The organism is Pelosinus fermentans DSM 17108, from assembly GCF_000271485.2.
Classification (GTDB): Bacteria; Bacillota; Negativicutes; order DSM-13327; family DSM-13327; genus Pelosinus; species Pelosinus fermentans.
In genome coordinates this window covers 4,559,764-4,582,004 of sequence record NZ_AKVN02000001.1, presented here as the reverse complement: position 1 = coordinate 4,582,004, position 22,241 = coordinate 4,559,764, and the positions used below count along the sequence as shown (strand labels likewise).

Annotated in this window: 19 protein-coding genes; 17 read left to right on the top strand and 2 right to left on the bottom strand. The window is 38.9% G+C overall.

Translation table 11 applies throughout. From position 1 onward, the window contains the following. Window positions 1–409: 409 nt before the first annotated feature. From FR7_RS21020 to FR7_RS20985, 8 genes are all read left to right on the top strand, one after another. Window positions 410–1,348: a GGDEF domain-containing protein gene (locus FR7_RS21020; RefSeq protein ID WP_007950672.1), complete on the top strand. Its 939-nt coding sequence runs from the start codon at window positions 410–412 to the stop codon at window positions 1,346–1,348. A gap of 19 nt (window positions 1,349–1,367) precedes the next feature. Then, complete coding sequence (locus FR7_RS21015) at window positions 1,368–2,006, top strand: HD-GYP domain-containing protein (protein WP_237769565.1); 639 nt, start codon at window positions 1,368–1,370, stop codon at window positions 2,004–2,006. A 106-nt stretch (window positions 2,007–2,112) separates the two neighbouring features. Next, complete coding sequence (locus tag FR7_RS21010) at window positions 2,113–3,495, top strand: mannose-1-phosphate guanylyltransferase/mannose-6-phosphate isomerase (protein WP_007950667.1); 1,383 nt, start codon at window positions 2,113–2,115, stop codon at window positions 3,493–3,495. Between the two features lie 215 nt (window positions 3,496–3,710). Continuing rightward, window positions 3,711–4,319, top strand: coding sequence for a TetR family transcriptional regulator (locus FR7_RS21005; RefSeq protein WP_007950666.1), 609 nt, complete (start codon window positions 3,711–3,713; stop codon window positions 4,317–4,319). After that, window positions 4,312–5,283 carry an HlyD family secretion protein gene (locus FR7_RS21000; protein WP_007950663.1) on the top strand — a complete coding sequence of 324 codons (972 nt, stop codon included), beginning with the start codon at window positions 4,312–4,314 and terminating at the stop codon, window positions 5,281–5,283. Before FR7_RS21005 ends, FR7_RS21000 begins: the two co-directional genes overlap by 8 nt. Continuing rightward, a complete protein-coding gene (locus tag FR7_RS20995; RefSeq protein WP_007950662.1) occupies window positions 5,280–6,176 on the top strand; it encodes an ABC transporter ATP-binding protein in 897 nt (298 codons plus the stop codon). The genes FR7_RS21000 and FR7_RS20995 overlap by 4 nt, the downstream gene beginning before the upstream one ends. Further along, window positions 6,177–7,073, top strand: a complete 897-nt coding sequence (locus tag FR7_RS20990; RefSeq protein ID WP_007950659.1) for an ABC transporter ATP-binding protein — start codon at window positions 6,177–6,179, stop codon at window positions 7,071–7,073. 4 nt (window positions 7,074–7,077) lie between these two features. After that, window positions 7,078–8,202 carry an ABC transporter permease gene (locus FR7_RS20985; protein WP_007950658.1) on the top strand — a complete coding sequence of 375 codons (1,125 nt, stop codon included), beginning with the start codon at window positions 7,078–7,080 and terminating at the stop codon, window positions 8,200–8,202. A gap of 166 nt (window positions 8,203–8,368) precedes the next feature. Here FR7_RS20985 and FR7_RS20980 read toward each other — a convergent pair whose 3' ends face one another. Both FR7_RS20980 and FR7_RS20975 read right to left on the bottom strand, forming a co-directional pair. Continuing rightward, the gene (locus FR7_RS20980; RefSeq protein ID WP_007932787.1) at window positions 8,369–8,575 is read right to left on the bottom strand and encodes a hypothetical protein; all 207 of its coding nucleotides are present in this window, start codon (window positions 8,573–8,575) and stop codon (window positions 8,369–8,371) included. 205 nt (window positions 8,576–8,780) lie between these two features. Beyond that, complete coding sequence (locus tag FR7_RS20975) at window positions 8,781–9,647, bottom strand: DMT family transporter (protein ID WP_007950656.1); 867 nt, start codon at window positions 9,645–9,647, stop codon at window positions 8,781–8,783. 378 nt (window positions 9,648–10,025) lie between these two features. Between FR7_RS20975 and FR7_RS20970 the strand changes: the two genes are divergently transcribed. From FR7_RS20970 to FR7_RS20930, 9 genes are all read left to right on the top strand, one after another. Beyond that, on the top strand, window positions 10,026–11,312 hold the full coding sequence (locus FR7_RS20970) for a homocysteine synthase (protein ID WP_007950654.1): 1,287 nt from the start codon (window positions 10,026–10,028) through the stop codon (window positions 11,310–11,312). Between the two features lie 108 nt (window positions 11,313–11,420). Then, window positions 11,421–12,254, top strand: a complete 834-nt coding sequence (locus FR7_RS20965; protein WP_007950652.1) for an epoxyqueuosine reductase — start codon at window positions 11,421–11,423, stop codon at window positions 12,252–12,254. Window positions 12,255–12,568: 314 nt separating this feature from the next. Continuing rightward, the gene (locus tag FR7_RS20960; protein WP_007950650.1) at window positions 12,569–13,921 is read left to right on the top strand and encodes a two-component system sensor histidine kinase NtrB; all 1,353 of its coding nucleotides are present in this window, start codon (window positions 12,569–12,571) and stop codon (window positions 13,919–13,921) included. Between the two features lie 591 nt (window positions 13,922–14,512). Then, a complete protein-coding gene (locus FR7_RS20955; RefSeq protein ID WP_007950648.1) occupies window positions 14,513–15,073 on the top strand; it encodes a helix-turn-helix domain-containing protein in 561 nt (186 codons plus the stop codon). A gap of 30 nt (window positions 15,074–15,103) precedes the next feature. After that, on the top strand, window positions 15,104–16,000 hold the full coding sequence (locus tag FR7_RS20950) for a trans-4-hydroxy-L-proline dehydratase activase (RefSeq protein WP_007950646.1): 897 nt from the start codon (window positions 15,104–15,106) through the stop codon (window positions 15,998–16,000). A gap of 3 nt (window positions 16,001–16,003) precedes the next feature. Next, a complete protein-coding gene (gene hypD / locus FR7_RS20945) occupies window positions 16,004–18,379 on the top strand; it encodes a trans-4-hydroxy-L-proline dehydratase (RefSeq protein ID WP_007950644.1) in 2,376 nt (791 codons plus the stop codon). Window positions 18,380–18,661: 282 nt separating this feature from the next. Then, window positions 18,662–19,600: a serine O-acetyltransferase EpsC gene (gene epsC / locus FR7_RS20940; RefSeq protein WP_007950642.1), complete on the top strand. Its 939-nt coding sequence runs from the start codon at window positions 18,662–18,664 to the stop codon at window positions 19,598–19,600. A 386-nt stretch (window positions 19,601–19,986) separates the two neighbouring features. After that, window positions 19,987–21,435 (top strand): aldehyde dehydrogenase, encoded by a 1,449-nt coding sequence (gene aldA, locus FR7_RS20935; protein WP_007950641.1) that lies wholly within the window; start codon window positions 19,987–19,989, stop codon window positions 21,433–21,435. A gap of 257 nt (window positions 21,436–21,692) precedes the next feature. After that, a complete protein-coding gene (locus FR7_RS20930) occupies window positions 21,693–22,082 on the top strand; it encodes a NusG domain II-containing protein (protein WP_007950640.1) in 390 nt (129 codons plus the stop codon). The last annotated feature ends 159 nt before the right edge of the window (window positions 22,083–22,241 follow it).

Genomic DNA, 22,241 nt, shown 5'->3' with positions numbered 1-22,241 from the left:
ATGTGCTTTACAAATTATAACAATTAACGTTAACGATGAATATAAAAATGGTTAACAATACTGTTATTTTACTATTAAATTGAAAGGCTGTAAATGACCTTTTTGTATGATAAGGAAAGCAATATAGAAAAACATAATACTATTTGTTCATAAAACGATCTATATTTAATAAAATCAGTTCGCAGATATTGACACCGAAAGGGAATTTGCATTATTATGGAAAGATAATGAGAATTGTTTTCAATGATAATGTAATTATTGAATATGTAGTAGATAATTTGATGGGAATGAGAAATATGATAGGTTTGAACATCAGATTTTCTAAAAGATCTTAGATTAGTTGGGTAAAGGATAGAGCGAATATCAATCCTGGCTATAGGCATATGTGCTTAAAGAGGAGGAACAAATCTTGGTAAGTAAGCTTCGGTTCGTTTTTCTAATACTATTAATGATCCCCCAAAGCATTATGTTTTGGATGGCATTTGATTCACCTTTACGAGGGAATAAATATATTAACGAAATTGAGGCTTTATCGTTAGCAAGTGCATTATTCCTAATTTTGGTAATGCCTAACTTAGTATCGGACTGGCTCATTGGCAAACATTTAAATAGTATGCGTCAATTATGTTCCAGAGTGAAGCAGGGAAATTATCAAGAACTATTGTCGCTCCCTAATGAAGCAAGAGATGAAGAGGACAATATAATCACTCTTATGCGAGATATGAATTGGATGGCGAGGCAGATCGAATTTAGGGAGAAGGCTCTCAGGCAGGCCGTTGATGATTTGCAAGAGTCTCGCAGCCGTATGCAGGTTATGGCAATGACAGATCCTTTAACTGCGATTGCAAATAGAAGATGTTTTTTTGATACGTTAGAACGACATTTTAAAGCGTTAGTATGTAATTATCATCCGATTTCATTGTTAATTTTTGATGTTGACTTCTTTAAAAAAGTCAATGATAATTATGGTCACCAGACGGGTGATATTGTTTTGCTGGAATTAGCAAGGATTATCCAGGAAAATAGTCGCGAGGGCGATTTAGCGGCTCGCATTGGCGGAGAAGAATATGCTTTATTATTGCCGGAAACGGATTCACAGCAGGCTGTGGTCATTGCCAGCAGGATTCATAAGAATATTGCAAATCATGATTTTGTATTAAATGAAAATCAGCACATCTCGGTGACAGTATCCATTGGCATTTGTACAATTTCTCAATTTTTGTGCTACTTTGATAAAGAAAAATTATATAATTACGCAGATCAAGCACTTTATTATTCGAAAAAAGTTGGAAGAAATAGTGTTTCTGTTTATGATCCTGATAGTCATTTGATTCATAAGGTTGCTTGATTGTAGTGACGAAGGAGCGATGTATATCTTGTTTGATTCAGTTACATTAGAAGATTTACATGATATTGTAGATGCCTTATCCACTGCATTGGATGCCAAAAATTCTTATATGTGCGGTCACTCGGAACGAGTGGCAGAACTTTCCTTGCTAATGGCGCAAACTATGGAACTGCCATTAGCGGAACAGGAACGAATTCATATTGGTGCTCATTTACATGACATAGGAAAAATTGGTATTCCAGATGCTATATTGAACAAACCGGGAAAACTGACAGAAGAAGAATTTGATACCATTCGTCAGCATCCTGAAATCGGTGGCACTATTGTGGGGAAAATTAAAGTATTTCGTTCTGTTTCTGATATTGTTCGTCATCATCATGAGCGGTTTGATGGCAAAGGCTATCCGGATGGTTTATGTGGAGAAGAAATTTCTTTAGGAGCTAGAATTGTAGCTGTTGCCGACTCTTTTGATGCAATGACAACCATGAGGACGTATCGGTCAGCTTTCGGTGTTTGTGAAGCAATTGAGGAAATGGAGCGATGTAGGGGGAGTCAGTTTGATCCCAACATAGTCGATATTTTAAAGAAATTAGCCTTTGAGAAAAAATTGCAAAGCACTTGTAATCGAGACTTTGCTTATCGTCTAGTCATTGCGTAAATTCTGTTAGGAAACAGCATATTGTATCATGTATTGTGAAGAATCGGCATAGTATTTACTATGCCGATTTATTTATTATAGGTGATGGAAGGAATGTGATGATTCTATGAAAGTCATCATTCTTGCTGGTGGTGGAGGCAGTCGATTATTTCCGCTGTCTCGCACGAGATTTCCAAAGCAATTTTTAAAACTAAACGGGGAGCACTCATTGCTTGCTCAAACGATCCTGCGATTTTTACCCCTGGTTAGACCTTGTGATATGGTCATCGTAACAAATCAAGAATACATTCATCATGTTAGAACGGAGCTCATTGCTGCAAAAGCCAATGAAGCACATATTCTTTTGGAGCCGGCAGCACGTAACACAGCACCGGCAGTGGCGTTTGCGGCAAGATATTGCCTCGATATACTGGGGTGCGATGCAAATGAGATTCTGTATGTAACGCCTTCTGACCATATTATTCGTCCGCTAAAGATCTTTAATGAGAATCTTCTCCAAGCTATAGGGCTGGCAAAGATGGGGAAGATTGTAACTTTAGGTGTACAGCCAGACCATCCAGAGACAGGGTATGGATATATCCAGGCAGGCGAAGCATTTAACAGCGGCTTTTATGTTCAGTCTTTTAGAGAAAAACCCGATCAAGAAACAGCCGAGTCCTATCTTGCCGCTGGAAATTATTATTGGAATTCGGGAATGTTTGCTTTTACTATTGAATGCTTTATGAGTGAATTAAAAAAATATCAATTGGAGATATATGCACTGGCTGAGGCAGGGTGGGAACAAATGGGAGAAAACTTTGCTGAAATTCCATCCATATCTCTTGATTATGCCATAGCTGAAAAATCCGAAGAATTAGTCATGCTGCCAATTACAGCGGAATGGAATGATATTGGATCATGGGATGCGATCTATGATGTGCTGCCCAAGGATCGGGACGCTAATGCTTTGCAGGGAGACTGTATTCCCATTGAATGCACCAATACACTGATATTGGCACACAGCCGGCTTATTGGCGGCATCGGCCTTGAAGATATTCTGGTTGTAGAAACAGATGATGTTATCGTCGTAGCCAAAAAAGGTGAGTCTCAAAAAGTGAAAGATTTAGTAACCCAGCTGAAAGAGCGAGGCCGAATCGAGGCAGATGAGCCCAGGACCTTGTATTATCCCTGGGGATATTGCACGGTGCTGGGGGTTGGTTTAGGTTATAAAATGAAAAAAATTGTTGTCAATCCAGGAGAAATGCTTAGCTTGCAGATGCATTATCATCGCAGTGAGCATTGGATTGTGATCAGTGGTACAGCCAAAGTGATCATAGGCGAGAGTGAACAGCTATTGCACGAAAATGAGAGTGCTTTTGTACCTCAAAATACCATACATCGTCTTGAAAATCCGGGGAAATTACCCCTCCAGCTCATTGAAGTGCAAAATGGCAGTTATTTAGGAGAGGATGACAGCATTCGTTTTAGTGATAAATACGGGAGACAATAGGTAGAAGCAGAGCGAAGCAATCCCTTAAACAAGGGGGATTGCTTCGCTCTGCTTGCAATTGACATACCAGGAATGTAGTATTTACAGCGTTACGATACAAAAAACGATATGCTGACAAGGCAAAAGAGCAGAATGTTAAAAAAAGATTGACAGCATATGGCAGGTATGATATTTTTTAATCAATCGATTAATTAAAAAACTCGAAGGAGAATAATATGAAAAAAGATGCTCAGGTCAAGCTAATTGAAACAGCTACGCTGCTTTTTGCGCAAAAAGGGTTTAATGCTGTATCAATACGTGAGTTAGCGCGGACTGCCAATGTCAATAGTGCCCTTATTTCTTATTATTTCGGAGGTAAGGAGGGACTGTATCAAGAGGTATTAGAGGAGCAGTTTATCTTAATTGCTCAGATGTTAAGAAGACTTGAAGAAAGCCCTCCTTCATCTCCCACAGAGGCAATTATCACGTATGCAAACAATATTTCGGCTATACATGAGCAGCGTCCATATTTAACTCGTTTTATTTTGAGTGAGCTTATGAATCCGACTCCTTGCTGCGAGGCTGTAGTCAAAAAATATATTTCGTGTATATTCGGTTTTCTTCATACTACTTTTGAGGAAGGCGTTGCCAAAGGTGAATTTAAACCAGATTTAGATCATGATTTTGCAACTGTATCCTTAGCAGGGATTATGAATTTTTTCTTTATTGCCAAGCCTATTTTTCAAGGATTTACCTCTTCATCAGAAAAAACGGGAGAAGAATATACTGCCCAGGCTCTCGATACGTTTTTAAATGGCATTTTAAGGAGGAAAGACCATGAATAAGAAAGTCATTGCTATTTTGCTGTTTTTCTTTCTATTGGCAGCAGGGGCCGGTTATAAGCTGTTTCTTAAAAAGGAAAAAGGCATTACGGCGACTGGTACTATTGAAGTGACTCTTGCAGATGTTGTACCTAAGACGAATGGTTACCTGTCGCAGCTGACCATTCAAGTTGGTGATAAGGTAGAGGGGGGACAAATGATTGCTCATATTCATAAACCGGAGCTGGAAGCCCAGCTCTTAGCAGATCAGTCAGCACTGGCAAAGGCAAAAGCACAATTAACGGATCTGGTAAAAGGCCCTAGAAGGGATGAAATAGAGCAAGCCAATGCAAATTTAGCAGCAGCTCAATCACTTTATCAGAAAGCACAAGGTGATTTGGAGCGCTATCGTGCTCTTTATAGTACAGGCGCCATTGCTGCTCAACAGATTGAGGCCATTCAGTCTAGTTATGATGTAGCTTATAATTCATTGCTTTCCGCCCAAGCTCAGCAGCGTTTATTGCTGGAGGGCAATCGTCCGGATCTGATTGAAGCCCAGAGGATGGAGACCGAGCGGTACCAGGCAATCATTGCTGTCACTAAGGCAAATCTAGGAGACCGAGATGTTGTCAGCCCTCTTACAGGTGTAGTGTTAAACAAGAATTATCAAAATGGTGAATATGTCAGTCCTGGGTCGGCAATTGCAACCATTGGTGATTTGAACGATTGCTGGGTTAAAATCTATATTTCTTCGGAACAGTTGGGGCTCATTCGGCTTGGCCAGTCTGTTGATGTTAAGATTGATGCGTATCCTGATCGAGTATTTGCCGGTACTATCAAAGAAATCAGCCAGAATGCGGAATTTACTCCCAGACAGAGTGTAACCCAGCAGGAAAGAGCAAATCTGGTTTTTTATGTAAAAGTGAAAATTGATAATTCAGAGGGAATTTTAAAGCCTGGTATGCCTGCAGATGTGGTAATCCAATGATCAAGCTTGAGCACGTAAGTAAAAACTATGGCAGGGTATTGGGGGTAAATGATGTTTCCTTGGAAATTAACCAGGGCGAAATTTTTGGTTTAGTAGGACCGGATGGTGCCGGAAAAACGACTTTGATCCGTATGATTGCAGGTATTCTTTCACCAACTGCGGGAGCAATGAGAGTACTGGGGGCTGCGAATCCAGAGATCATAAAACAATATCTAGGCTATGTTCCGCAAAAATTTAGTTTATATGGTGAATTGACGGTTCAGGAAAATATTTTTTTACTTGGTTCCTTATATGGCCAGGATAAAGAGGAAATTGAAGAACGTGCCAATCAGATCCTTGATTTTACAAAACTACTGCCATTTAAAGAACGCTTAGCAGATCATCTGTCAGGAGGGATGAAGCAAAAACTTGCCTTGGCCGCAGGACTTATGCATCGCCCTAAAATTTTCTTGCTTGATGAGCCCACTACTGGCGTTGATCCTGTTTCTCGTCGAGAGTTTTGGCAGATGTTATATCGCCTTAATAAAGAAGGTACGACCATCATCGTATCAACACCGTATATGGATGAAGCAGAGCTTTGCAGTCGTGTGGCTTTTATGCACAATGGAAAAGTGGCTGACTGCAATTCACCCCAAGGTTTACGTCAAGGCTATCCTTACCAGGTATTGGAATTAAGTGTTAAGGGCCTGAACATCAAGAGATATTTAGCAATTCCTTCGGTTATGGAGTGCAATAAGTTTGGTGATAAATACCATGTGATTGTAAAAGATGGTGCAGCTTTGGAAGAAGTAAAACTTACATTAGGAGCTGCGGGATTGATGATTGAAGCTCTTAAAGAGATTCCTCCTACCTTAGAAGATGTCTTTGTTGCATTAGCAAGTGAGGTGTTTTAAATGTATGCTGTGGAGCTTATGAATCTTACCCGTAAATTTGGCGACTTTACTGCTGTAAATGATGTGACTCTGCAAGTTAAAGCAGGCTCCATTTATGGTTTTCTGGGGCCTAATGGATCGGGCAAGTCTACCACAATTCGTATGTTATGTGGTTTATTAGAACCGACTTCCGGCAGGGGCAGCGTATTAGGCTTTGATATCGCCAAAGATAGTGAGATGATTAAACAAAAAATTGGTTATATGTCTCAAAAATTTAGCTTATATGATGATTTAACGGTAATAGAGAATCTACAATTCTATGGGGGAATGTACAGTTTATCCGGCAGCCAGGGGAAAGTAAGAATTGAAGAAATGCTCAATTTGGCTGGCTTAAAGGACCGCCAAGATGAATTAGTCGCCAACCTTTCAGGTGGATGGAAGCAGCGTCTGGCATTAGGCTGTTCTATTCTTCATAAGCCTTCTATTTTGTTTTTGGATGAACCCACTGGCGGCGTAGATCCTAAATCCCGTCGTATGTTCTGGGATATTATCTATGACCTAGCCTTACAAGGTACTACGGTGATGGTGACCACGCACTTTATGGATGAGGCAGAACATTGTGACGAAATTGGCTTTATTTTCGAAGGTAACCTGGTAGCCAGCAGTTCGCCGGCTTATTTAAAACAGACCATTCCTGGCACGCTGATTAGAATTCCTACAGATGATCCTATGGGATTGTTAGAAACTCTTGAAGGAAGTACACTTCCTTATCTTGATATCTATTGTTCAGGTACTAGTTTGCATCTTTTGATGGAGACTGAGAAGTTAGCGCACATTACAGACTTTCATTATGAAAAGATAACTCCGGCCTTGGAAGATGTATTCGTTTATCTTGTGAAATCTCATCGAAAGGAGTGATACAATGAGACGTCTGAAAGCCTTATTGATTAAGGAATTTTTACAAATGCGCCGTGATCGTCTTACCTTAATCATGATGCTCGGTCTGCCAGTGATACAACTCGTGTTATTTGGTTTTGCGATTAATACCGATGTGAAGCATTTACCTACGATTGTTTTTGATCAATCCTTGCAGCAAGATAGTCGTGATCTATTAAGTTCATTAGAAGCCAGCGGATATTTTGATATTAAATATTTGGCAAAAAGTTATCAAGAGGTAAATTCTGCTGTAGATGCAGGAAAAGCGAAAGTCGGTATTGTCATATCACCGGATTTCTCGGAAAACCTAAAGCATGGCCGGCAAGCTGCGGTACAGGTTATTGTAGATGCTACTGATTCCATGGCAGCATCTTCTGCAATTAGCGCTGCCCAGTTAATTGGCCAGTTAAAATCTCAAGATATTCTCTTGCAGCAGATACGGGGTTTTTCAGGGCATCCTACAGAAAAGCCCTATGATATTCGCATACGTCCTTGGTATAATCCGGATTTTATCTCAGCCTTTTACATGGTGCCAGGGATTATGGGAGTGATGCTGACCATGACAATGGTTATGATTACTTCCATGGCAATCGTGCGGGAGCGAGAGCGGGGAACATTGGAGCAGTTGATTGTGACGCCTATGAAAAATTGGGAATTGATGCTGGGGAAAATCATTCCCTATAGCCTTGTAGGTTACGTACAAGTAACGGTAGCTTTATTGGCAGGTGTTCTCATATTCGACCTGCCGATACGCGGCAGTCTGGCTTTGTTATATGCCCTTACGGCTCTATTTATTCTTGCTTCTCTTGCTTTAGGATTGTTGATTTCTACAGTGACCAAAAATCAAATGCAAGCAATGCAGTTATCCTTCTTTGTATTTTTGCCGAGTGTTTTATTATCAGGATTTATGTTTCCTAGAGAAGCAATGCCTATGGTTTTTAACTTACTTGGCAACTTGCTGCCACTTACGTTTTATCTTCAAATTTTGCGGGGTATTATTCTAAAGGGCGTAGGTCTGAGTGTGCTATGGCCCCAGATCGCAGCCCTGGTCATTTTTATCATCATTACATTAACCATAAGTATTAAAAAATTCCAGAAGAAGGTTGCCTAAAGACAAAGAAATCCCACCAAAATTGGTGGGATTTCTTTGTAAGAGATTGCTTCACTCTGTTCGCAATGACAAAACCCTTTGCGTCTTTGCGGTTCGACTCGTTTTATATGTTTTAAAGTACGTGTCAGCGTTTTTTACGTTAGTTTTTTATTAGAATAGCAGAGGTTCATGGAATGAAATAAAATACTTGTACTAAGTCGCCTGGTACCAGACAGTCGAATCCAAAGTTAATGTTTTCTCCATCTATCTTATAGCTCTGCTTATCCTGAAGGCGTCCCTTTACAAAGACTTGGAATATACAATCCGCGGGATGATCTGCTTTCATAATACTAGTACGTGCTGTAACGCGAAAAGCTTGTTCAACAATACGCATCCAAAAACCTCCTTCTTAAATGTTGTTATGTGTAGAATGTCTCTGGAAAAAAGGATACACTCTTTTATTCTTTCTTTCTGTTAAAATTCCTTTTGGAAAGAGCGTTATTCCCAGGAACAAAGAAAATAATTTATTTATTATTGTACGTGTCTTTATATATTTTGTATAGCAATTTAATATACAAATAGTTTGATTTATGCCAATATTATTTTTGTAGATTATCGTTAGCTGTTTGCGTAATATACGATTGGGTTCTGGCCTCAAACCAGTAGCGTATGGTAATGGCTGCTAATACAATGAATCCGCCGATCATAGAGTATAAACCAGGCTGCTCACGAAAGAACAGAAAAACCCAAATAGGATTTAGAATTGGCTCAATCGAAGTAATGAGAGTGGCTTTTAATGCTTCTACATGACGTATGGCATAGGAGTAAAGAACATATGAAATTCCTAATTGAAAAACACCTAAAACGGTGATGCCAGTGATACTTGCAGCATCGATGACATTGTTTGACCAAAAAGGAAGACTAATAGCAAAGGTCAATAGATTACCTAACAAAACCGAGCCGTAAGGAGAAGCTTCTTTTTGCATACGCATAAAAAGGATGAATAGAGCAAAAGTGATTCCGGATCCAATGGCAAACAGATTTCCCAGGGTGCCGCCTGCTGTAACCTTATCAAGAAAGAAGAAAATCATTCCACAGCAGACAATCAAAATGGTGAACCAATCTCGCCTAGTCACATTTTCTCCAAGCAGCCAGCCGCTAAGCAATGCTACATAAATGGGAGCTGTATATTGCAATAGTATAGCATTGGCGGCAGTAGTAAGTTTAGTGGCAACTACAAATAAGGTAACGCAAGCACAATAAGCCACAGCTCCTGCCCATTGTGATTTGGAAAAAGATAGATTTTCCTTGCGAAATGCGAACCCAATTACCAAGGCTGCAATCAGACTTCGTCCTCCTGAAATAGACATGGGGTGCCAGTCGATCCCTTTTATCAGAAAACCGCCGGCACTCCAGAGAATGGCTGCTAAGGCCATACCGAAAATAGCTTTTCTTTTTATGGTCATTTTAGATACCTTTTCCTATTTTTTCTTTTATTATGCTATGAGTGGAAATCAATTTTATAAAGTAATTCTCTTTAAATCAGTAGATACCTCCCTTTGAATATTTCGATATTTTTAGACGTCAAGAAATAGTAGAGATCTATTGACGAGAATATAGAGCTATGATATTATTTAAGCAATATTATAGCTGATCAGATAAACTGAAGGCTGAAGAAATTCCTGAAGAGGGCTTTCTTTAGTCTTTTTCTTTTTAATTGACGAGGTTTCGAAAATACGTATACCAGCAATTAAAAAGAAGTATATCGATCATTCAAGTCTCTTGTATCAGGTTACCAAGCGTTGTATAAATACATATATGTGAATAGAAAGGGGTATAAAAATATGGCTTTACCAGAAAATTTACGTTTTGATTCAGTAGCAGTACATGGAGGACAAGAACCTGATCCAACAACGGGTTCAAGGGCAGTGCCTATTTACCAAACCACATCTTACAATTTTCGTGATAGTGAGCATGGTGCTAATCTATTTGGTTTAAAAGAATCTGGTAATATTTATACTCGTATCATGAATCCAACTACTGATGTGTTAGAAAAGCGAATTGCGGCTTTGGAAGGCGGCGTGGCAGCTCTTGCTTTTGCTTCTGGTCATGCTGCGATTAATGCTGCAATATTAAATATCGTCCAAGCTGGGGATGAAATCGTTAGTTCTTCCACTTTGTATGGTGGTACTTATAATATGTTTGCCTATACCTTACCTCGTATTGGAATTAAGGTAACTTTTGTTGATCCCAGTGATCCAGAAAATTTTCGCAAAGCGATTACGGACAAGACAAGAGCTGTCTTTGCAGAAACCATAGGGAATCCTAAAATTGACGTATTCGATGTTGAAAAAGTAGCTGAGATTGCTCATGAGAATGGTATTCCTTTGTTGATTGACAGTACTTTTGCGACACCTTACCTTTCTCGTCCTATCGAATTTGGTGCTGATATTGTAATTCATTCTGCTACTAAATTTATTGGGGGACATGGTACTTCCATGGGTGGTTTGGTTATTGACAGCGGTAAATTCAATTGGGCTAACGGCAAATTTCCTTCGTTGTCAGAACCAGATCCGAGCTACCATGGTTTAAGTTATACAGAAGCATTAGGACCCTTGGCTTTCATTACTCGCTTGCGTATCCAAATCTTGCGTGATTTTGGGGCAGCAGTGAGTCCTTTCAATAGTTTCTTGTTCTTGCAAGGATTAGAAACCTTGTCTTTACGTATGCAGCGTCATACGGAGAATGCTTTGGCCGTTGCACAGTATCTTGAAAAACATGAACAGGTTGAATGGGTAAGCTATCCAAGTCTTCCCAGCCACCGGGATCATGCATTAGCTAAAAAGTATTTACCAAAAGGTGCAGGTGCGATTCTAACCTTTGGTATTAAAGGTGGATTGCAAGCTGGTAAGAAATTTATTGATGCTCTTAAGCTATTCTCAATTCTTGCTAATGTGGGAGATGCTAAATCTTTAGTCATCCATCCTGCGAGCACTACCCATTCACAGCTTACTCCTGAACAGCTTGCCACAGCAGGTGTAGGGGAAGAGCTGATTCGTTTGTCAGTTGGTATTGAAGATAGTGCAGATATCATTGCAGATATTGAACAAGCTCTTGCTGCAGCACAATAAATTTTATAAAGTAAAATAACTGATCAGAAAGCTGAAGGTTAAGAATTGCTAATAACAGGGCAATTCTTAGCCTTTTATGCTAAAGTAAGGTCGTAAGGAGAATTTTCCATGAACAGCCAAAACATAAAAAAAGATGTTATTGAATATGCAAAGAATTTAGGGGCAACTTTAGTTGGTTTCGCTCCTGTTTCTCGCTGGGAAGAATTTAATGAAGTAAAGGAAGCATACCGTCCTAAGGCGATCTGGCCTCAGGCACAAACGGTAATTGTGTTGGGTATACCTGTCTTGCTGCCCATTTTGGAGACAACTCCTTCAATTAATTATGTAGAACAGTATGATACGTCAAATATTATGCTGGATCAAATTGCATATCGGTTGTCAATTTATTTAAATGAACTTGGGCATGGATCGATTTTTTTACCCCGTGATGGTTATGGTGATATTAAAGTATTAGTAGAAAAGCCTGTAGCTGCATTTGGTCATGTTTATGCAGCAAAATATGCAGGATTGGGTACTGTTGGTTATAATAATACCTTGCTAAATGAAAAATATGGACCCAGGGTACGGTATGTATCTGTTTTTACTACATTAGCGATACCTGGTGATCCTTTAATAGAAAAAGATCTCTGCAATAAATGCCGTGTCTGCCAAAAGCTATGTCCATCCCAAGCCTTTGTAACGCGAGAAGATGATCTTGTTGCGCAGATGGATAAGGTTGCTTGTGCTAAGTATCATGACCAGCTTCGGGAGGAACATCGCTATCCTTGCGGTATTTGTATTAAAGTTTGTCATGTAGGTCAAGATCGCAAACTATATAAAAGTACAGATATTAAATTATATCTCGATGAGAAAAAAGCATTGGAGGAAAACCCTGAAGATCCTCGCTATCAGGGATGGGTTCATTGTCGTACTCATGGATCAAAAGGGGATCGGATATTTTAAAACCCTGGCTTAGTGCATTGATAAAGAAGACTTAATTTAGAACGGATTTTTATTCCGATTGAGTTAAGCCTTCTTTATATATTGCTGCTTTATCCTGTCTGTAAAAGGTATAATTGTCCTAGATATTACATAGTACAGAATCGGATTATGCTAATTAACAAGATATTTGTCAGTTTTTGATGGTGATTTTTAGAAGGAATTAAACATTTTACAGCGAAATTATCAGAAAATACTAATAAGGGTTTTTATATGTGGGAAAGAATGCTAAATCATCTTCTTTTAGTTGAATGTTGCTATATTAAGGGGGTCGAAGTGTGTCTGTTCTCGCTAAGGAAACAAATAGTATAGAATGCTTTGCACAGGATCGATGTAAGAAACCTGTAAAGGTGAAAGGCAGTAAGAACACTCTTCGTGCTCTGTTTACGACGATTCGAGAGTTGACAAAAGTAATTACCTTTGTTCCTACATTAAGGTGCATCAATATAAAACATCATGATTCTGCTGTTTTAGAAAAGATGGGATTACTTGAAAAGAGAATCCGTAAATGTAGGCGAATATCAATAAAAAAAGCTAAAATTACTAGATATAAAAATAATTTACCAATTCATAAAAGTACGTTTTGCAGTAAAGCAGATCAAATGGAGAAAGCATTCAGGGAGCTGTTTCTTTCCAGCCCCTGCCCCATGGCTCTTATATCAGTTGATACGCGAAAGGTTATTACAGCGAATGATCATTTTGTAAAATTAGCAGGTCAGGATCACGAAACCATTCTCAAATGGAGTATACATTCATTAAAAGAGTTGATTTCTCCAAGGGATTACCACTATATACGAAAGAGTTTACTCCAGCAGCAAAGTGTGAAAGATTATAAATGCAGATTCAATGTGAAATCACAAAATGCAAATATGATTCTTTTGAATATAAAATACCTAATGGTTAATGAGCAGAATATGCTGCTCCTAACGGTTGTAGATATTTCAGAAACCATTGAATTAAAGCAACATATTGAAAGATTAAGTTGTTTGAATCTCGTGGGGCAGTTAGCAGCTAGTATCGGTCATGAAATCCGCAATCCGATGACAACTGTACGAGGATATTTGCGCTATATGCAAAGAAAGTCAATTTTTAGTGGATTTGCAGAACAGTTTTCAATGATGATATGTGAATTGGATCGAGCAAATGAAATTATTACCGATTTTCTCACTCTGGCTAAAAATCGCGTAAATGATTCTGCTATGCAGAATCTAAATAAAATTATTGAAGATATAGGACCTCTAATAGAAGCCATGGGCAGTGAAATCGGGCATTCTATCGAATTTGTGCTGCAGCCCATACCGGACCTGTTAGTAGATAAAATTGATATTCATAAAGTGATCATCAATCTGGTGAAAAATGGATTTGAAGCCATGGATGATAAGGGGAAAGTTGTTGTCAGCACCTTTAAGGAAGAACATTACATTGTATTGCAGGTTACAGACGAAGGTAAGGGAATTTCAAAGGACGTTTTGGAAAAGCTAGGCACTCCTTTCTTTACGACAAAAGAGAAGGGAACAGGTTTAGGTCTTTCAGTATGTTATCAGATAGCAGCCAGGCATAATGCACTTATTGATATTCAAACAAATACGGCAGGCAGTACGTTTTCTCTAAAATTTCCTTATAAAAAATAAAATTAATAAAAAGATTTGAACCGTCAAAGTTCAAATCTTTTTTTATTGATAAATAAATATAAAACGTTGTGAAAAAACTGATGAACTGCGAAGGCGCTAAGAAGGGCAAAGAATGCGAAGAAAATGTAACATGAAACTGTCATTGCGAGCATAGCGAAGCAATCTCTTAACAAGGAGGGGATTGCTTCGCTATGCTCGTGACAAACAGAGCAAATAGAACGATTTAACCGCAGAGACGCAGAGGGGATTTTTAACCCTATCTATCTTTCTCTGTGTTCTCTGCATCTCTGCGGTTCTTTTATCTTTTTTTTCACGCATTTTCTATGTTCTTTTTATGACTTTTCTTGATAATGACAAAAGGATGCATTAGTGTTATTTTTACAGTTACTATCAAATGTAATTCACTAAAATGAATTATATTTGTGTATAATGTCTTTAAAAAACTGAAAATCAATCATTTTTTCATCTAAATAAAATTAAATTCATTTTAATGAAAAAATGATTGAAAAATAGAATCTCTTGTTATATAGTATTCTTAGAAGAATACTTATTTTTTTATAAACTCAAAAATAAGAAAGAGCAGGCACAAATATGAATAAAGATATTGGGAAAAAAGTAAAAGAATTACGAACTCAAAAAAAGATGACGTTAAAGGATCTTAGTGAGAGAACTACTCTTTCTACGGGTCTTTTATCTCAGCTAGAGCGAGGGCTGACCAATATTGCAACGGATTCACTGCAAAAAATTGCCCAGGTTCTGGGGGTTGATCTAACCTATTTTTTTACGAGTCCCACGAAAAAAGAAAGCTATGTTTTGCGAAGCTATGAAAAGGAAGTATTCCAAGTCGTGAATTCTCGATTTATCCATTATCATTTGACGAATGGTGCGCCTGATAAAACCTTGCTGCCTCGATTAGTAGAATTATTGCCAATCAATAGCGCAGAGGACATAAGCCAGTACGCTCATGAGGGAGAAGAGTTTATTTATGTCTTAGAGGGAATCTTAACTCTTTTTATCAACAATGAACAAATCGAAGTATTTCCCGGAGATTCAGCTCATTACAATTCCTCTACGGTTCATAATTGGGCGAATTATACGAATAAAATGGTAAGGATGCTAGTCGTTAGTTCTCCTAATCCTTTTAAAATGTAAAACCTATTTCTATAGGTTTGAGGTGATTACATGAGAAAAGCATTACTATTTAACATTCAAAAATTTTCTGTACATGATGGTCCTGGTATTCGCACTACTGTCTTTTTCAAAGGATGCCCCCTTACCTGTCAATGGTGTCATAATCCAGAAAGTCAAAGTTACCAGGCGGAAATCTTAATTGATAAAGATCGTTGTACTCGGTGCGGGGAATGTGAAAAGCATTGCAGTCAGCAAGCTGCCTGGCAGAATAATCATCAGCTGTTTTATGATGCTGAAAAATGCAACGCTTGTGAAATATGTATTGATTATTGCTGTAAGAATGCCAGAGAAATAGCCGGAAAAGAATACAGCGTACAAGATATAATGCAAGAAATTCATAAGGATAAAGCCTTTTATGAACAATCAGGCGGGGGGGTGACCTTATCCGGCGGCGAAGTGATGACCCAAATTGACTTTGTTGAGGAACTGGTGAAAACATGCAAAGAGCAAGGCATAACAGTTGTCATCGATACTTGCGGTTATGCGCCTAGTGAAAGTTTTCTGCGGATTATGAAATATGTTGATGTATTCTTATATGATATTAAGCTTATGGATTCTGGTGACCATAAACATTACACCGGACGGGACAACGCTTTAATATTAGAGAATTTAAGATTGTTGTCTGATCATGATGCAGTCATTCAATTACGGCTGCCGCTTATTGAGGGAATTAACACCAAGAATGAACAAATTCAGGACATCATTGACTTTATTGCCACTCTTAAGATCCATTCCATCAACTTATTACCCTATCACCATATGGGGCAGGGGAAGTACAAAAAGCTTAATTGCCCTTTACCAGTATTAGAAAGACCGTCAGATTTGAGGTTGGAAGAGATCCAGTCCATGTTTCAACAAGCAAATTATAAAGTGCAGATTGGAGGGTAAATTGTGGAACAAAGAGGTATGAATGAAAGAATTCGAAAACTTAGGAATCAGAGTTTAACGGTAGAACCCCATTTGTCCATTGAAAGAGCACGTCTGGTTACCGAGGCATATGAAAAACATTTAGGAAAGGTGGAAACACCCATATTGCGAGCTCTTACCTTTCAGCACATTATGGAGAATAAAACCCTGTGCATTAATGAAGGAGAACTTATTGTTGGCGAGAAAGGCGAACAGCCTCAATATGCACCTAGCTTTCCAGAACTTTGTTGTCATACAGAAGAAGACCTTGAGGTTATGGATCAAAGAGATAAAATATTCTTTAAGGTTGACGACGCAGCAAAAAAAATGCAGAAGGAAAAGATTATACCTTTTTGGGAAAATCGATCCATGCGCAAGAATATCTTAGCCCAAATGTCTGCGGAATGGTTAGCGTGTTATGAAAGTGGTATTTTCACAGAATTTATGGAACAAAGGGGGCCTGGGCACACAGTAGCAGATGGGAAAATGTATACAAAAGGCTTTTTGGATTCTAAAGCTGAGATACAAGAGCAAATAAAAGCTCTTGATTTCTTGGAAGATCCCCAGGCTTATGAGAAGAAAAGCCAGTTAGAGGCTATGGCGCTATGTTGTGATGCCATTGTGACATATGGGAAGCGCTACGCTCAATATGCTAAAGATATGGCTCAAAATTTGGCAGATGAAAACAAGAAGGCGGACTTGCTGGAAATTGCAGCAAATTGCCGGGTTGTACCTGCTCATAAACCAGAAACCTTTGCCCAGGCGATTCAAATGTATTGGTTTGTGCATATTGGCGTTACGACTGAAATCAATCCTTGGGATGCGTTAAGCCCTGGACGGCTGGATCAGCATTTATATCCTTTTTATAAAAAAGGTATCGAGGATGGAACTCTCACGAGAGAAAAAGCAAAAGAGCTGCTGCAATGTTTATGGGTAAAGTTTAACAATCAGCCCGCACCTCCAAAAGTCGGCATTACCTTAAAAGAAAGCAGCACCTATACGGATTTTGCAAATCTTAATACTGGCGGTGTGAAGGATGATGGGTCAGATGGTGTCAATGAAGTATCTTATCTAATCTTGGAAACCATGGATGAGATGCGATTATTGCAGCCTAGTTCCAATGTTCAGATTAGCAAGAAGTCGCCTCATAATTTCATTAAGAAAGCCTGCGAAATATCCCGCAAGGGTTGGGGACAGCCGGCTTTTTATAACACAGAAGCGATTGTGGAAGAATTATTAAGAGCAGGAAAAAATATTGTAGATGCGCGGCAGGGCGGGTCCAGCGGCTGCGTGGAAACAGGTGCTTTTGGCAAAGAGGCCTACATCCTTACAGGATATTTTAATCTGCCTAAAGTATTGGAATTAACTCTCAATAATGGCTTTGATCCGATAGGCAAAAAGCAGCTGGGTCTAAAGACTGGATTTGCTGAGGATTATAAGACCTATGAAGAGGTCTTCGATGCCTTTAAAAAACAGCTTCATTATTTTATCGATGTGAAAGTTACAGGCAATCACATTATTGAGCATTTGTATGCAAAGCATATGCCTGTGCCTTTCTTATCGATTATTACCAGCGGGTGCATTGCCAGCGGCAGGGATTATAACGCAGGCGGAGCTCTTTATAATACCAATTATATACAAGGAGTGGGCATCGGCACGCTGACAGATTGTCTGTCAGCAATTAAGTACAATGTTTTTGACCAGAAACGTTTTACGATTAAAGAACTGCTAAAGGCTTTGGAAGATGATTTTGTAGGCCATGATACCATTCATAACCTAGTTGCAAATCGGACTCCTAAATACGGCAATGATGATGATTATGCTGATGATATTATGGTAGAAGGATTTAATGCGTTTCATAATGAAGTTGTGGGACGAAAGACCCGAAAAGGCGGGGTTTACGGCATTGATATGCTGCCCACTACCTGTCATGTATATTTCGGCTCGGTGATGGGTGCAAGTCCTAATGGCCGAAAAGCCTATAAACCTTTGTCCGAAGGAATATCTCCTGAAAAAGGTGCGGACAGAAAGGGACCTACAGCTGTTATTAAATCCGCTTCCAAAATGGATCACATCAAGACGGGAGGAACTTTGCTCAATCAAAAATTTACTCCTTCTGTTGTCACTGGTGACCAAGGGTTAGAAAATATGGTATCCTTAGTTCGTACCTACTTTAATTTGGATGGACATCATATTCAATTTAATGTAATTGATTCGAAAACATTATTGGATGCTCAAAAGCACCCTGAAGACTATAAGGATCTAATTGTACGTGTAGCAGGCTATAGTGATCATTTCCATAATTTAAGCAAAGAACTGCAAGATGAAATTATAGAACGAACGGAACAGGGATTTCATTAAAAAGAAGACTGTCTCTCAAATGCAAAATAGGAGAGACAGCTTTTTTTACTGACAAGAAAAATACAATTTCATTAATCATAGCAGGAAAAAATATCAAAAAAAATTCACGATAAATAAAAAAGTTGTTTTTTGGTTAGAGTAAAGCATTGATAAAAAATAAAATTAATGTTAATGTATATACAAATTAAGATTAGCTAGAAGAAAATTCGTTGCAGGCAGGGACTACTATCATATGGTTTTCCTTGCCTGCAACATTTTTAAAAATATGAATGAGGTGAAATGATGAGCCAGAGATTTCAAGAACAAATTAGTGACATCGTATCCACAATTGTTGCCAGTTATAAAGAGAATGCCTTTCCTGTGGCTTCTGCGTCTCTTCCGAACCGGGACAGTATCATTGAGAGTATTCATATGCTCAGGGAATTGTTATTCCCAGGGTATTTCGGAAAGCAGAATCTTATTATTGATACAATTGGCTATCATGTTGGTGATTTACTAATTAAAATTCATGAGAAACTTCATGAGCAGATCGGCTACGCTTTAAAACATGAGGCAATTAAAAACGGCGAAGTCACACTGGATGCAGACAAGAGAGCTGATGAAATTATTTATGCATTTTTACGCAAAATACCGGAAATTCGTGATACCCTAATCATGGATGTACAAGCTGCATTTGATGGTGATCCGGCTGCGGGGGATAAGGATGAAATCATATTTTCCTATCCTGGTATTCTCGCAGTAAGTATTCATCGCTTAGCTCATGAATTATATTTGTTGTCTGTTCCGCTTATACCGAGGATTATGGCAGAATATGCCCATATTATAACGGGGATTGATATTCATCCCGGTGCTACTATTGGTAAGTATTTTTTTATTGATCATGGAACAGGTGTGGTAATCGGTGAAACAAGTACGATCGGCAACAATGTCAAAATATATCAAGGCGTTACATTAGGAGCTCTATCTACAAGAGGAGGGCAGAACCTGCGCGGTGCTAAACGTCATCCTACCCTTGAAGATGAAGTTACTGTATATTCTGGTGCTTCCATCTTAGGCGGTGATACGGTTATTGGTAAAGGTGTTGTTATAGGCAGTAATGCTTTTATTACGAAATCCGTTCCAAATGGTACGAAAGTCAGTGTGAAGAACCCTGAATTACTATTTAAAGGTCATTCACCAGAGGATGTAAAAGAAGAGTTTGTTTTGGATTGGGTGATTTAAAGAGTAGAGAAAATTAATGTAGCGTTAGTTACACAAAAAAACAATGAACCACAAAGGCGCAATGCCGCTGCCCGCGGCATTGCGCCTTTGTGGTTCAATTCGTTTTATCTTCGTGTTCTTTATATTCTTCGCATCTTCGCGGTTCAAATTTTTATTTTTAGACGCGCAGCATTTTTTCTATGATAGTAGTAAGAATTCATCCAATTTATGGTGAATTTTTGCCAACCCTGAAATTGGGAAAGGAGATTGGGTTTTGACAGAGAAAATATGAAATAAAGATGCCTGCTTGTCAGAGTGGGGTGAAAAGGGTAAAGGGGCAGGACAATATCTTTGCAGGCTAAGATGCTTGGTTTAGATTACAGTAAAAAGTAGGAGGCGGAAGGAAAATGAAAAGTTATCAGATGTTCATTAATGGTGAATTTATTGCTAATGAGTCAAGAAAAATGATATCGGTCATAAATCCAGCCACTGAAGCCATTGTTTCTGAAATCCCTGCAGGAACGCGGGAAGATGTTGAGACTGCTGTAAAAGCGGCTGAACAAGCACAAAAATCTTGGGCGAAGCTTCCAGCTATTGTACGTGCTGGCTATCTAAAGGAAATCGCTCAAGGCATACGAGAAAATTCGGAAGAACTCGCCCGTATTATAGCCGAAGAACAAGGTAAAATATTGCCCCTTGCCAGAGTGGAAGCTAACTTTACAGCTGATTATATGGATTACATGGCCGAATTTGCCAGGCGTTATGAAGGTGAGATCATCGAAAGTGATCGCCCTAATGAAAATATTTTTCTATTTAAATTACCAATCGGTGTTATTGGTGGAATCCTGCCTTGGAATTTCCCCTTCTTTTTAATTGCTCGTAAATTGGCACCTGCTTTAGTCACAGGAAATACGATTGTCATTAAGCCAAGCAGCGAAACACCTAATAATGCCTTTGAATTTGCCAAGATTGTGGCAAAGACATCCTTGCCGAAAGGTGTCTTCAACTTGGTATCCGGTGCTGGTTCTGTGGTGGGGAATGCCCTGGCTGGACATCCTAAAATTGGTATGGTAAGCTTTACGGGAAGCGTAGAGGGTGGCATTGCTATCATGAGAGCTGCGGCAGAGAATGTGACGAAGGTCTCTTTGGAATTAGGGGGGAAAGCTCCCGCCATTGTAATGGCGGATGCAGATCTTGATCTGGCAGTGAAAGCCATATGTGCTTCCCGCATTATTAATACTGGTCAAGTTTGCAACTGCGCAGAGCGGGTCTATGTTCATGAATCCGTTGCAGAGCAGTTTATTGCTAAAATGACAGTTGCGATGAAAAATGTTAAGTATGGCAGCCCACTAGAGGATGAAACGATTGATATGGGCCCCTTAGTCAGTAAACAGCAGTTAGAGCAGGTGGAGGCTTCTGTTGCGAAGGCTGTTAAAGATGGTGCTACCTTAGTTGTAGGAGGTAAGCGGGCAGACCGAGGAGTAGGCTTTTATTTTGAACCGACTGTACTTATCAATTGCAGGCAAAATACGGATATTATGCAGAAAGAAACCTTTGGCCCTGTATTACCCATCGCTACATTCAAAGATTTAGATGAAGCGATTGAACTGGCTAATGATTCTGACTTTGGACTGACTTCCTCCATCTATACGCAAAATATTGATGTTGCCATGAGAGCGTGTAAAGAGATTAAATTTGGTGAAACCTATGTAAATCGGGAAAACTTTGAAGCTATGCAAGGTTTTCATGCTGGCTGGCGCAAATCTGGTATTGGCGGTGCTGATGGAAAACATGGCTTAGAAGAATATCTCCAAACTCATGTGGTATATATGCAATATAATCAGAATGTAAAATAAAGAGATGAATCAAGTAAGAGCCTTTGACACGTTTTAGTGTCAAAGGCTCTATTTTATGGTATATAACAATAAGTAGAAATTCATTTTGGATTCATTTATGATGTGCATTATTGTGGAGGCGAAGAGATCCAATTTGCACATCTTGGATAATTTAGATACAATCTATATAAGACGATAAGAATTGATAATTATATACTTAAATAAACTGGGAGTTGTAGTAATATCACTACATTGTTAAAGCCATTTGGAGGATGTTGATGAAAAAGATAGGACTTACATTAGGTGATAAATGGCTGATTGGGATGCTTTGCGTAGTATCGTTTACAGGAATTATTCTTAGTGTGATTCTCTTTCCTGCTCAAGCCAATACAGTTGCTGAAATTCGGGTGGACAATAAGCTGTTTAAATCCATTACCTTAAGGCAAGGCTACTATGAGGAAATTCGTATTGGCGGCGAGACGGAATATGCCATTATTGAAGTCCAGGATGGTAAGATTCGCATACGGCAAGATGATTCTCCCCGCCAGATTGGTGTACAAACGGGATGGATTAGCAAACCGCCCCAACAAGTTGTGAATTTGCCCTATCGTATTGTGATTCACTTAGTATCCAATGAATCTCTTGATGTAGATGATATAGCGCGGTAAAGAGATATTTTGATCTGCAGACCATGGACAGATGGTTTTGCAGATCCCTTTAGAATTCTGTAACAGGCTTTTTTGTAAAAATAATAAAATTTTCCAGTAGAACAATAGTATATCCATTTTTTTACAGGTGAAATACGGAAAATATCGAAAGTAGAAAGA